General features: G+C 70.3%; 7 protein-coding genes. All 7 read right to left on the bottom strand.

Annotated features, from left to right (window positions below; translation table 11 throughout):
• Position 1: 1 nt before the first annotated feature.
• Positions 2–1,708 (bottom strand): sensor histidine kinase, encoded by a 1,707-nt coding sequence (locus tag ABNQ40_RS30960; RefSeq protein WP_109048195.1) that lies wholly within the window; start codon positions 1,706–1,708, stop codon positions 2–4.
• Positions 1,709–1,819: 111 nt separating this feature from the next.
• Positions 1,820–2,623 (bottom strand): polysaccharide deacetylase family protein, encoded by an 804-nt coding sequence (locus tag ABNQ40_RS30955; protein ID WP_109048196.1) that lies wholly within the window; start codon positions 2,621–2,623, stop codon positions 1,820–1,822.
• A 163-nt stretch (positions 2,624–2,786) separates the two neighbouring features.
• Positions 2,787–5,012: a TonB-dependent siderophore receptor gene (locus tag ABNQ40_RS30950; protein ID WP_109048197.1), complete on the bottom strand. Its 2,226-nt coding sequence runs from the start codon at positions 5,010–5,012 to the stop codon at positions 2,787–2,789.
• 19 nt (positions 5,013–5,031) lie between these two features.
• Positions 5,032–6,375, bottom strand: a complete 1,344-nt coding sequence (locus tag ABNQ40_RS30945; RefSeq protein ID WP_391349238.1) for a lysine N(6)-hydroxylase/L-ornithine N(5)-oxygenase family protein — start codon at positions 6,373–6,375, stop codon at positions 5,032–5,034.
• Between the two features lie 3 nt (positions 6,376–6,378).
• Positions 6,379–7,497, bottom strand: a complete 1,119-nt coding sequence (locus ABNQ40_RS30940; protein WP_247879588.1) for a GNAT family N-acetyltransferase — start codon at positions 7,495–7,497, stop codon at positions 6,379–6,381.
• Between the two features lie 91 nt (positions 7,498–7,588).
• Positions 7,589–9,238 (bottom strand): cyclic peptide export ABC transporter, encoded by a 1,650-nt coding sequence (locus ABNQ40_RS30935; protein WP_109048199.1) that lies wholly within the window; start codon positions 9,236–9,238, stop codon positions 7,589–7,591.
• A complete protein-coding gene (locus ABNQ40_RS30930; protein WP_109048200.1) occupies positions 9,235–12,456 on the bottom strand; it encodes a non-ribosomal peptide synthetase in 3,222 nt (1,073 codons plus the stop codon). The genes ABNQ40_RS30935 and ABNQ40_RS30930 overlap by 4 nt, the downstream gene beginning before the upstream one ends.
• Positions 12,457–12,460: the final 4 nt, after the last annotated feature.

Genomic DNA, 12,460 nt, shown 5'->3' with positions numbered 1-12,460 from the left:
GTCATGCGGGCACGGTTTCCTCAAGGGGCAGGCGAAGGGTGACGCGGGTGAAGGCATCCGGCTCGCAGGCGACCGAGACGCCGTACTCCTCACCGTAGCGGTTGCGGATGCGGCGGTCGACGATGGTCATGCCCAGCCCGTCGCCGCCCGGCCTGGCCTCGAAGAGCCCGGCATTGTCCTCCACCGCCAGCAGCAGGTCGCCGCCGTCGCGCCGCGCCGCGATGCGCACCCGGCCGTCGCCGAGGAGTTGGGCGGTGCCGTGCTTGATCGCGTTCTCCACCAGCGGCTGGAGCGAGAAGGCCGGCAGCCGGGCGTGGCGCAGGTCGTCCGGCACCTCGATCTCCACCGCCAGCCGCCCGGTGAAGCGGGCCAGCTCGATCTGGAGATAGGCGCTGACATGCTCGACCTCGTCGGCCAGCGTCGCCATCTGGCTGGGGCGCTTCAGATTCTTGCGGAAGAAGGTCGACAGGTTCTGCACCAGCTGCCGCGCCCGCTCCGGATCGTTGCGGATGACGGCCGAAATGGTGTTGAGCGCGTTGAACAGGAAATGCGGGTTCACCTGGGCGTGCAGAAGCTTGATCTCCGACTGCGCCAGCAGCGCCTTCTGCTGCTCGTAGCGGCCGGCCAGGATCTGGTTGGACAGCAGCCGCGCCACGCCTTCGCCCAGCGTGCGGTTGATCGTGGAGAAGATCTTTGTCTTCGGCTCGTACAGCTTGATGGTTCCGATCACCCCGCCATCCTCGCCGACCAGCGGGATCACCAGCGCCGCCCCCAGCCGGCAGGCCGGGCTGATCGAGCAGCGGTAGGCCACCTCGTTGCCGTCGGCATAGATGACCTGATTGCTGGCGATGGCCTGATGGGTCTGCCTTGAGCTGATCGGCGTGCCCGGCAGATGGTGGTCGTCGCCCATGCCGATGAAGGCCAGCAGCTTTTCCCGGTCGGTGATGGCGACGGCGCCGACGCCGGTCTCCTCGAAGATGATGCGGGCGACGCGGGTGCTGTTCTCGCTGTTGAAGCCGCCGCGCAGCACCCCGTCGCAGCGCGCGGCGATCTTCAGCGCCTTGGCGGAAAAGGCGCTGGACTGCTTCTCGTCCAGCACGCGGCGCTCCAGCAGGATGCGCATGAACAGCGCCGCGCCGAGGGTGTTGGCGACGATCATCGGCGCCGCCACCACTTCGACCAGATGCATCGCCGCCTCGAAGGGCCGGGCGACCGCCAGGATGATCAGCATCTGCACCACCTCCGCCACGAAGGTGACGGCGCCGACGCGCAGCGGGTTGAACAGCGGCTCGATCCGGCCCTGGCGCACCATGTGGCGGTGGACCAGCCCGCCGATCAGCCCCTCCGCCATGGTGGAGATGGCGCAGGCCAGCGCCGACATGCCGCCCAGCGAATAGCGGTGCATCCCGCCGGTCAGCCCGACCGCCAGCCCCACCGACGGCCCGCCGAAGATGCCGCCCAGCACCGCCCCGATGGCGCGGGTGTTGGCGATGCTGTCGTCGATGTGCAGGCCGAAATAGGTGCCCATGATGCAGAAGATCGAGAAGATCACGTAGCAGGCCAGCTTGTGCGGCCAGCGCACCGTCACATGGGTCAAGGGCAGGAACAGCGGCGTCCGGCTCAGCAGATAGGCGATCACCAGATAGACGCACATCTGCTGGAGCAGCGAGAGGACCAGGGTGAAGGGCTCGATGGGTATGGCGGGCATGGCGGTTTTCCCGGCAGCGGCCTTACGGGACCGGCGCTGCTCCGCGCCATCCTACACCCGCAGGCTCCGTCCGCCGATGGGACATCCTTGCATCCCTACCCCGGCACGCTTTCAGCGCCGCCGCGGGGCCGGGTGCAGCAGGGCCAGTTCCGGGGTCACCGACTGGCGCATCGCCGCGTCCCATTCGCTCATGGTGACGAAGCGCAGGCCCCGCCTCTCCCCTTCCTCCAGGATCGCCGGCAGTGCCGCGACGGTCGCCGCCTTGGTGCTGTGCATCAGCACGACGGCGCCGGGCGCCAGCCGCTCGACGATGCGATGGCGGATGACGTCGGGACCGGTGTCCTTCCAGTCCTGGCTGTCGGCGGTCCACAGCACCGTCGCCATGCCGTGATGACGAGCCAGCGCAACCAGCGCATCGTCGACATCGCCGTAGGGCGGCCGGAACCACGTCGCCGTCACCCCGACCGACGCCAACGCCTTTTCCGCCTGCGCCAGATTCCACTCGCGCTCGGCCGGCTTCAGGTCGGTGGTCATCGGATGGGTCTGGGTATGGCTGCCCACCTCGTTGCCGGAGGTGGCGACCATCCTGGCGATGTCGTGATGCTCCGGAATCTTGGCGCCGATGTAGAAGAAGGTCGCCTTCGCCCCATGCGCCCGCAGGATGTCGAGGATGTGCGGGTCATGCCCATCCGGCCCGTCGTCGATGGTCAGCGCCACCACTCTGGCCGATGGCAGTGTCAGATCGACCTGGGCGAGGTCGAGGTCCGATCCGGGGATAAGATGCTGCGTCACGAAGGGAGCCGCCCCATGGGTGGCGGCATAGCTGCGCTGGCCGGACATGGCTGAATCCGGCAGGGCGAACAGGGCGGCCGCCAGCCCGAGCGGCAGGACGGCACGGCGGAACAGGGTCATCATCGCGGTGGCACTTGGGAAAAGGTCGGGGCCGGCCCCTCCCTTCGATAGGGGTAGAACCGGCGGAAGCCCGAGCTTTGCGCCCGCCCGCCGCGATGGACAAGCGATTTATTGCGGACCTGTGGGGGCGGACGGCCGACCGGCCCCCGCCCCCGGAAAGCCGCCGTTACAGCTTCGCCCGCAGGGTCAGCAGAACGGTGCGCGGCTCGCCATAGATGTTGCCCGACTGCACGTTGTTGATGCGCTGGTAATAGGTGCGGTCGAACAGGTTCTTGACGTTCACCGCCGCCGTCACCTTCTCGGTCACGTCATAGGCGACGCGGGCGTCCACCGTCGCATAGCCGCCCTGGGTCAGGCGGGCGCCGCCCAGCGACGGGAACTCGTTGTACATCGAGGTCTGGGCGTTGATGCCGCCGCCGACGCTCAGACGGTCGTCGATGCTCTCGGGCAAGCGGTAGTTGGTCCACAGCTTGAACTGGTGCATCGGCGCGATGGCGGTGAAGGCGCTGCCGGAGTTGGCGCTGCTGTCCAGGCTCTTGGCGCGGGTGAAGGTATAGCCGGCATAGGCGTCCCAGCCCGGCAGGATCTCGCCGGAAACGTCCAGCTCGAAGCCGCGGCTCTGCGCCTTGCCGCCGGAGATGTAGATCGACTGGTTGGGATAGCGCGGATCGGCCTGCGGCCGGTTCTCCTCCTCAATGTGGAAGACCGACGCGGTGGCGTGCAGGCGTCCGCCGAAGTAATCGGCCTTGACGCCGGCCTCGTACTGCCGGCCCTTCAGCGGCTCCAGCACCTTGCCGGACGCATCGACGAAGGATTGCGGCTGGTACATCTGCGTCACGCTGGTGTAGAGCGCGTAGGTGGGGTTCACCTCATAGACGAGACCGGCATAAGGCGTGACCTTGCCGCGGACGGAGGCGCTGCTCTCCGCGGTGCCGGCCAGCGCGTCGGCATCGACCTTGGTCTGCCACCAGTTCATCCGCCCGCCGACGATCAGCTTCAGCGGATCGGCCAGCTTCAGCCGCAGGACGCCGTAGGTGCCCCAGCTGTCGGTGGTGGTCTTGGTGTCCCGCTGCCAGTTCCGCCATGCCGGCTCGGGGGCCGAGGCGTTGGGGGCGAAGATGTTCTGCGTCACCGACCAGCTGCCGACCGGGTTGGCCGCGCGGTGGCGGAAGGTCCAGCGCTCGTAATTGGCGCCGACCGCCGCCTCGTGAGTCTGGCCGAACAGCCCGAAATTGCCGCTGGCCGACAGGTCGGCGCCGATCTGGTCCTGGTCGTAGCGGAGTTTCTGGGCGTAGAGCGTCGTCCGGTTCACCCCCGGCGTGACCGGGGAGTAGGCATAGGCCATCTTCCGGTCCATCTCATTGTCGATGTAATGGGTGGCGAGCTTCACCGCCCATCCATTGTCGAACCGGTGCTCCAGATCGGCGAAGCCGCCCTTGGTGGTGAAGATGTCGCGGTTCCATTCCTCGCCCAGCGAGGTCGAGCGGTCGACGTCGAGCAGCCGGAACTGCGGCTGTCCGTTCACCACCGTGGCATAGCCCGGCAGGTTCCAGGCGCCCTTGTAGCTCATGCGCTGGTACCAGGCGCCGGCCGTGAGCGTGGTGTCGGGCGTCAGGTCGGCGGCGATGCTGCCATAGGCGACCGCCCGGTCCTGCTCGGTCCAGTCCTGGAAGCCGTTGCGGTCCTGATAGGCGCCGACGAAGCGTCCGCGCAGGCTGCCGGACTGGTTCAGCGGACCGGTGATGTCGCCTTCGCCGCGGTAGTTGGCGTAGGAGCCGGCGGTCAGCTCGCCATAGCCTTCCAGCGTCTTCTTCGGCGTCTTGCGGACGAGGTTGATGGCGCCGCCGGGGCCGCCCATGCCGTTCAGCAGCCCGGCCGGTCCCTTCAGCACCTCCACCCGCTCATACATCGCCAGATCGGGCGAGGCGAAGATGCGGCTGTCCAGCGTGGTCGGCACGCCGTCGAACTGCAGGTTCGTCATCTCGAAGCCGCGCGAATAGAATTGCAGGCGGTTGCCGTCGATCGGCTCCACCGTGACGCCCGGCGTCTGCTTCATCGCGTCTTCGAGCGTGATGAGCTTCTGCTCCTCGATGCGCTCGCGCGGCACCGTGGTGACGGTCTGCGGCACCTCGCGCGGGGCAAGCGGCAGCTTGGAGCCGACGGTGGTCGGCGGGTTGGCGTCGCGCTGGCGGTCGGCGCCGACGTCGATGGTCGGCAGGGTCATCGCCCCGGACGACATCGCCCCCGACGAGGCGGCGTCTCCCGTTTTCGTCGTCGCTTGCGCCAAGGCCAGGGCCGGCAGCAGCAGGGCTGCCGCCGCAACCGACGCCAGCAGGCGGACGCGCCCCCTGTTCTGTCTCCCAAGGCGTCCGGGCTGCCCGTTAATCGTCATTCCGATGATCCCCCATTCGTCACTGTGCTGATGTCAATTCACGGATTTGTTGGCCATGGCCCCGGCCGGTCCCCCCGGTCAGGGCCATGGCGATTTCCTGCGCACGGATCGGCAGGATGGAGAGCAGGGTGTCGCTGAGGCCGTGCGTCGCCTCGCAGCAGCCCTGCAGATACAGGCCGGCGGTGCAGCCGGGGACAGTCGGCAGGCGATAGTCGCGCCCCACCTCCCCGCCGGTCAGCCAGGGTCCCATCGGTCGCAGAAGCTCTTCATGGATGCGGCGGCGGTAGCCGGTGGCGAGTACCACCGCGCCATAGCGCCGCTCCCGCCGCTCCCCGCCATCCAGGCCGGCGAGGTCGAGCAGCATGCCGCCCGCCGCGGCATCGGCCCGCGCCGCCACCACCTCGTGGCGGGTCAGCAGGCCGTGACGGTCGGTCGCCTCGACCTTCTGCTGGTAGAAGATGGCGTAGATGGCGTCGATCAGGTCGGGATCGACCACCGCGTAGTTGGTGTTGTGGAAGGCACGCAGCAGGTCGGCACGCTCGGCCGGGGGAAGGCCGTAGAGGTAATTGGTGTAACCGGCGTCGAAGACCTGGTTGGCGAAGGGGCTGCTGTCGGCCGGGCGCATTGCCGGCCCGCGGGCGACGATGTCGACATCCACGCCGCGCGCATGCAGGTCGAGGAAGATCTCCGCCGCACTCTGTCCCAGCCCGACCACCGCGACCCGGCCGGCCCGCGCAAGTTCCCCGGCCGCGGCCAGATAATCGTTGGAATGGATGACCAGCGGTCCACTCGACGCCTTGCCGGTGCCCTTGCGCACCAGCCCGTCGAAGACGTCCGGCACCAGCGGCGTCGCCCCGGCGCCGATCACCAGATTGCGGGCGAGCAGGCTGCGCTCCCGCCCATCGGCGTCGCGGGCGCGGATGCGGACATGCGGCACGGCATCGCCGACCCGTACCGGCTCGACGGCGACCGCGTCCATCCCATAGTCGCACAGCCCGTCGAAGTCCGACGCCACCCAGGACAGGTAGTCGTTGAACTCGCGCCGGCTGGGATAGAAGGTCCGCAGGTTGATGAAGTCCTGCAGGCGCCCCTGACGGTGCAGGTAGTTGAGGAAGCTGTAGCGGCTGGTTGGGTCGCGCAGCGACACCAGATCCTTCAGGAAGGAGATCTGCATCCGGCTGCCGTCCAGCAGCATGTTGCCGTGCCAGACGAAGCGGTCGCGCTTCTCCAGGAAGCGCACGGCAAGCCCGGCATCCGCCTCGCGCAGCGCCACCGCCAGCGCGAGGTTCGACGGGCCGAACCCGACGCCGGCGAGATCCAGAACCCGGCCGTTGTCGCCGATCAGCGAGGGGATGCCGTGCATCGCTCAGCCCTCCAGCTTCGACGTGGTGGGTTTGGAGACGGCGGGATCGGCGCGCGGCACCCACAGCCGGTCGGCGAAATAGCGTTCGCGCAGCAGCATCACCAGCATCGCCCGCTTGTGCGGGAAGTCGAACTCCTTGACCTTGGCGAAGCCGGAGCGGTCGAGGTTGCGGATCTGCTGGTGATGGTCGGCGCGCGGCTCGCCGACGATGCGCTGGGTGCGGGCATCGTCGAGGAACATGAAATGCACCAGCGACGGCAGCCAGGCGCTGACATGGGCGCGCCCGCGCACATGCTCCTCGCCGATCAGCACATGCCAGCCGCGGTCGTAATCCTGCGCGTCGTAGAAGGCGCCGATCCGGTTCTCCTTGGCCCAATAGACCTCGAAATAGCCGAAGGGCACGCCGTCCAGGCTGGCGATCAGCGGGATGGTGTGGGGGTCGGACAGCTGCGCCTCCAGATAGGCGCGGTGCTTGGCCAGATCGCCCTCCTCCTGCCAGAAGAAGGCGACGCGCGGGTCGTTCTGCCAGCGGTGGAAGCGCTCCAGATCCTCGCCGATGTCGGCGACGCGGAAGGACAGCGTCTGCTCCAGCCACGGGATGTGGCGGGCATAGAGCAGGCCTTGGGGCTTCGGCGACCGGCGCGGATGGTAGCGCCCGTTCGACACCACATGCGTCTGCGGATATCCGCCGGACCCCGCCCCCAGCAGCCAGAGGTCCGGCCGCTGGAACAGCATGCCGGCCGAGGCCAGCAGGCTGCCGCCGGCATCGTCGTCTGCAACGCCGTCCAACCGCAGCGCCTCGGCGAGATCGTCGGGCGCCAGCAGCCGCAGGGTGGCCGGATCGTCGGCGCGGACGAAGGCGGCCTCCAACGCCGCGAGCGCGGCCAGACGGCTGGCTTCGCCCTCTGCCTCGCTCCGCACCAAGGCTAGTTCGGCGGACAGCCCGTCGCCGGTCAGGCGCCAGCGCTGCTGCACCGCGCCGTCCAGCCGCACGGTCAACTCTGCTCCCTCCCACTGCGACCGGAAGGGGCGGCCGAGCGCGCGGCACGGGGACAAGCAGGGGGACGGGGCGCCGCCGGATGCGGCCATATCGGCAGCCAGTGTATCGGAAAGGGCGGTCATCGCAGGCGCCTCCTCATGTCCGGCCGCGGCGGGCGCGGCGGAAAAGCGTTCGGGAAAGGGATCGGGCTTTTCGGGATTGGGCTTTTCAGGGTCATTGCGCCGCCTGCACCGGTTGGGCCGGTGTGTCGCTCCAGGGCGTCAGCACCCCCGCGTCGCAGCGCAGCACCCGGTCGGCGAGGTGGAAGAAGCGGTCGTCATGGCTGACGGCGACGATTGTCCGGCCGCCGCGTTTCAGTTCCGGCAGCAGCTCCTCATAGAAGAAGCGGCGGAACACCGGGTCCTGGTCGGCCGCCCATTCGTCGAGCAGCAGGATCGGCCGCTCCTCCACCACCGCCGCCAGCAGGGCGAGGCGCTTGCGCTGCCCCTGCGACAGCCGGATGTCGGACAGCCGGTCGCCGTCCAGCGTCACCTTGCGGTCCAGCCGCAGCCGGCGCAGGAAGGCCTGGGCCAGATCCTCGTCCAGCCTGCCGCCGGGGCCGACCAGCCGCTCGAACAGGTGCGGGGTGGAGAAGACGGCGCTGACCTGCTCGCGGTGCCAGCCGCGGCGCTCCTCCGTCACCTCCAGCCCGGCCAGCCGGATGCTGCCGGCGGTGGGACGGCGCAGGCCGGCGAGCAGGGTCAGCAGGGTGGACTTACCGCCGCCGTTGCCGCCGACGATGAACAGCGTCTCCCCAGCCTGCACCGTCAGGTCGACGGGGCCGAGATGGAAGCCGGGCTCGTCGCCCTGGGCCGGATGGTCGTAGACGACGCCGGACAGGCTCAGCAGCGGACCATGGGTGGGAAGCGCCGGCTGCGCAGCTTTGCCGTCGTCGAAACCCGCCCGGTGCGGCTCCAGCCGCAGCGCCTCGACCTTCGCCAGGGCGACCGAGCCGGACAGCAGGATCGGCAGCGTACCGACCAGATCGTTCAGCGGCATGCGCAGGAACATCAGCACCAGCACGAAGCCGGCGGTGTGCGCCCGCGGCAGCCCCAGCGCCTCGCCCGCCGCGAAGATGCCGGCGATCAGCCCGAGGATGACCAGCGCCGTCCAGCTCAGGCTGAGCACCCAATAGCGGTCGGCGCGGATTTCGGTGTCGCGGGCATGCTCCGCCGCCCCGGTCACGTCGTGGCGGTGGAAGACGCGCTTGCGCGCCGTGTTCAGCGCCAGCTCGTTGCGACCCTCGACAGCGCCGCGATAGCCGGCGAACAGGCGATCGTCGGTCTCGCGCACCTCGATCATCAGTCGGCGCATCGCCGACACCCAGCCATAGGCAGCCGCCACCCCCAGCCCGACCGCCGCCGCGCTGAGCAGGAACAGCTGCCAGGACAGCCAGCCGAGATAGAGGAAGCCGCCCAGAACGAGCACGCCGTTGCTGAAGATGAAGGGCAGCCGGTTGAAGGCTTGGCCCGCCGCGGCAATGTCCTTGGTCAGCGTGGCGTAGAGCGCCGGCGCGCCGATGGCCTCCAGCCGCTCGACATCGGTGTCGAGCAGCCGCTTCACCGTCGCGGTGCGCATCTCGCACACCACCCGGTGGCCGAGCGCCGTCAGCATCGCCTGCGCCGCGAAGCCGAAGCCGAACACCCCGGCCAGCAGCAGCGCGATCAGCGCCATGGTCGGCGCGTCGGGCGAGGCGGTGCCGGCAATCAGCCGGTTGACCAGGGCGATCACCGACAGCCCGGCGAGCGACCCGGCCGCCCCCAGCGCCAGGGCCAGCGGCAGGCGCCAGCGGAAACGGCGCAGCAGCGGGATCAGCAGCATCATGGCGCGTCCGCCTGTTCGGCGTCGGCAAGCAGACCGGCCATGAAGGCGAGGTCGTCGGCCTCGTCGCGCACGCCCTGCGCGTCGATCAGCGCCGCCATGGCGCGCAGCGTCGGGGCGCGGAACAGATCGGCCAGCGGCAGGTCGTGACCGAACCCGCTGCGGATGCGGGTCTGCAACCGCACCAGACGCAGCGAATGGCCGCCCAGCCGGAAGAAGTCGTCGGTGGCACCCACCCCGCGGCGCTCCAGCACCTCTTCCCACAGCTCCGCGAGCCGGGTTTCGGTGCCGGTCGCCGGCGGTTCGAAGCCCGCCGTTTGCACGGGCGCGTCCGGGGCCGGCAGCGCCTTGCGGTCCACCTTGCCGTTGGCGTTCAGCGGCAGCCGGTCGAGCACGACGCAGACCGACGGCAGCATGTAGGCCGGCAGCCGCGCCGCCAGATGGGCACGCAGGTCGGCCGGCTCGCTGCCGTCCGCCGTCACCAGATGGGCGCAGAGCAGCGCCTCTCCGCCGGCCGGGGCATGGGCGGTGACCACCGACTGGCGCACCTGCGGGTGGCTGTCTAGCACTGCCTCCACCTCGCCCGCCTCGATGCGGAAGCCGCGGATCTTCATCTGATGGTCGCGGCGGCCGAGGAACTCGATGGCGCCGTCATTGCGCCGCCGGGCGCGGTCGCCGGTGCGGTAGAGGCGGCTGCCCGCCCCGCAGCCCGGCGCCTCGTCATCTGGAAAGGGGTTGGGCAGGAAGCTCGCCGCGGTCAGGCCGGGTTGCCCGCCATAGCCGCGCGCCAGCCCGACCCCGCCGATCCACAGATCGCCGACGATACCGGGCGGCACCGGCTCCAGCCGGTCGTCCAGGATGTGCAGGCGGTTGTTGGCGATGGCATGGCCGATGGGAATGACGGTTTCATCGTCCGCCAAGCTCTCCACCGGCCAGGCGGCGGACCAGACGGTGGTTTCGGTCGGGCCGTAGACGTTCAGCAGCCGCACCCCGCGCTCCAGCAGGCGCCGCGCCAGATCGGCGCCCAGCGCCTCGCCGCCGCAGAGCGCGCGCATGCCCGGCCAGGACTGCTCCGTCACCTCCAGCAGCATCCGCCATGTGGCGGGCGTCGCCTGCATCGCGGTGATGCCGTGCCGGTCGATCAGCCGGGCCAGCGCCTGGGGGTCGCGCGCCTCCTCCCGCGTCGCCAGCACCACGCGGGCGCCGGTCGCCAGCGGCAGGAACAGCTCCAGCCCGGCGATGTCGAAGCCCAGCGTCGTCACCGCCAGCAGCCGGTCGTCGGCGGTCAGCCCCACCTGCCTCTGCATGGCCTGGAGGAAGCTGGCGAAGGCCTGCCGGTCGATCTGAACGCCCTTCGGCACGCCGGTCGAACCGGAGGTGTAGAGCGTGTAGGCAAGCTGGCGCGGATGCGCCGGCCGCCCGAGGTTGCCCTCCGACACGCTGTCGAACCCCGCCGCGAAGTCCTCCGGCGGTGCGTCGAGCGTCAGCACCGGAGCGGCATGGGTCAGAATATGGGCGTTGCGCGCCGCCGGCTGGTCGGGGTCGAGCGGCAGGTAGGCGCCGCCCGCCTTCTGGATCGCCAGCAGCGAAACCACCAGATCGGCGCCGCGCGGCAGGGCCGCCGCGACCAGCCGGTCCGGCCCGACGCCACGCTCCGCCAGCCAGCGCGCCAGCCGGTTGGCCCGCGCGTTCAGCGCGCCATAGGTCAGTGCAACATCCCCGGCGACCAGCGCCACGCAGTCGGGCAGTTCGGCGGCCTTCCGCTCCACCAGCGTCATCAGATCTTCCGCCGGGTCGAGCAGCAGGGCGGTGCGGTTCCAGCACGTCACCTCATCCGCCCGCTCCTCCGCCGCCATCAGCGGCAGATCGGCCAGCAGCCTCTCCGGGTCAGCCATCATCCCGCCCAGCAGCGCCCGGAAGCCCGCCGCCATCCGCTCCGCCGTCGCGGCGTCGAACAGGTCGGTAGCGTAGTCCAGCGCGCAAACGACGCCCGCCTCCCCCACCGCCACATCGAGCGCGAGATCGAGCTTCGCCGTGGTTTCCGGCACCGCAAGCGCCGTCACCGTCAGGCCGGGCAGGCGGACGACGGCCGGCGCCTCCATCCGCACATTCAGCAGGGCCTGGAACAGCGGCGTGCGGCTGCCGTCGCGCACCGGGTCCAGCCGCTCCAGCAGCCGTTCGACCGGAGCGGCTCCGTCATTCAACGCCGCCAACATCTCGCCGCGCAGCCGCCGGCACAGGGCGCGGCCGGTCAGGTCGGGAGCCAGCCGGGCGCGGAAGACCTGGGTTTCGACGAAGAAGCCGACCAGCGGCTCCATCGCCTCGTCGGCACGGCCGGCATCGGGTACGCCGACGGCGAAATCCCCCTGACCCGACCAGCGGCCGAGCAGCGCCTGCCACGCCGCCAGCAGCGGCACGAAGGGCGTGCAGCCCTCCGCCCGCGCAAAGCCGCGCAGGGCAAACGCCATCTCGGCGGGCAGGGCGAACTCCACCCGCGCCCCGGCGTTGCCGCGGACCGCCGGGCGCGGCCGGTCCGTCGGCAATTCCAGGGCCGGCAGTTCCAGCGCCGGCACATCGCTGCCCAGCCGGGCGAGCGCCCGCTCCACCGCACGGTCGATCCGCGCCTGCGCCGCCTCGCCGCGCTGTTCCAATGCGTGGTCGGCATAGTGCAGGGCCAGCGGCGGCAGCAGCGTTGCCGGGTCGGCCTCCTCGTCGTCCACCGCCGCGCCATAGGCGGCCAGCAGGTCGCGTGCCAGGATCGGGTTGGACGGGCCGTCCGACAGGATGTGATGCATCGCCAGCAGCAGCACCGCGTCGCCACCGGCCAGCGTCAGCAGCGTGGCGCGCAACGGCGGCCCGGCGGCAAGGTCGAAGGGCCGCTGCGTCTCCGCCCGGATCCGCCTGGCCAGCCCCGCCTCATCCAGATCCCCCACCTCCCACTCCAGCCGAACCGTGGGCCGGGACAGCAACAGCTGCACCGGCACGCCGTCCCGTTCCGCGAAGCGGGTGCGCAGGATGGAATGGCGCCAGGCCAGCGCCTCCAGCGCCCGCTCCAGCGCCGCCGCCTCCAGGGCGCCGGCCAGACGGAAGGCGCGCGTCAGGTTGTAGGCGGCATCGCCCGGGTCGAGGCGGTGGAGCAGCCAGAGCCGCTCCTGCGCCAGCGACAGCGGCGCCGTCCGCTCGACGTGATCGAAGCTAACGCGATTAAGACTTACTAGCATCTCG

Source organism: Azospirillum sp. A23 (genome assembly GCF_042938965.1).
In the GTDB taxonomy this organism is placed as follows: domain Bacteria; phylum Pseudomonadota; class Alphaproteobacteria; order Azospirillales; family Azospirillaceae; genus Azospirillum; species Azospirillum melinis.
The sequence above is the reverse complement of the archived record's forward strand: the minus strand, read 5'-3'. Positions and strand labels throughout refer to the sequence as shown.

Bases quoted from the DNA above. Each gene is read 5' to 3' on its own strand.
- ABNQ40_RS30930 (WP_109048200.1), bottom strand. From the start codon at position 12,456: ATGCTAGTAAGTCTTAATCGCGTTAGCTTCGATCACGTCGAGCGGACG.
- ABNQ40_RS30940 (WP_247879588.1), bottom strand. From the start codon at position 7,497: ATGACCGCCCTTTCCGATACACTGGCTGCCGATATGGCCGCATCCGGC.
- ABNQ40_RS30935 (WP_109048199.1), bottom strand. From the start codon at position 9,238: ATGATGCTGCTGATCCCGCTGCTGCGCCGTTTCCGCTGGCGCCTGCCG.
- ABNQ40_RS30945 (WP_391349238.1), bottom strand. From the start codon at position 6,375: ATGCACGGCATCCCCTCGCTGATCGGCGACAACGGCCGGGTTCTGGAT.
- ABNQ40_RS30955 (WP_109048196.1), bottom strand. From the start codon at position 2,623: ATGATGACCCTGTTCCGCCGTGCCGTCCTGCCGCTCGGGCTGGCGGCC.
- ABNQ40_RS30960 (WP_109048195.1), bottom strand. From the start codon at position 1,708: ATGCCCGCCATACCCATCGAGCCCTTCACCCTGGTCCTCTCGCTGCTC.
- ABNQ40_RS30950 (WP_109048197.1), bottom strand. From the start codon at position 5,012: ATGACGATTAACGGGCAGCCCGGACGCCTTGGGAGACAGAACAGGGGG.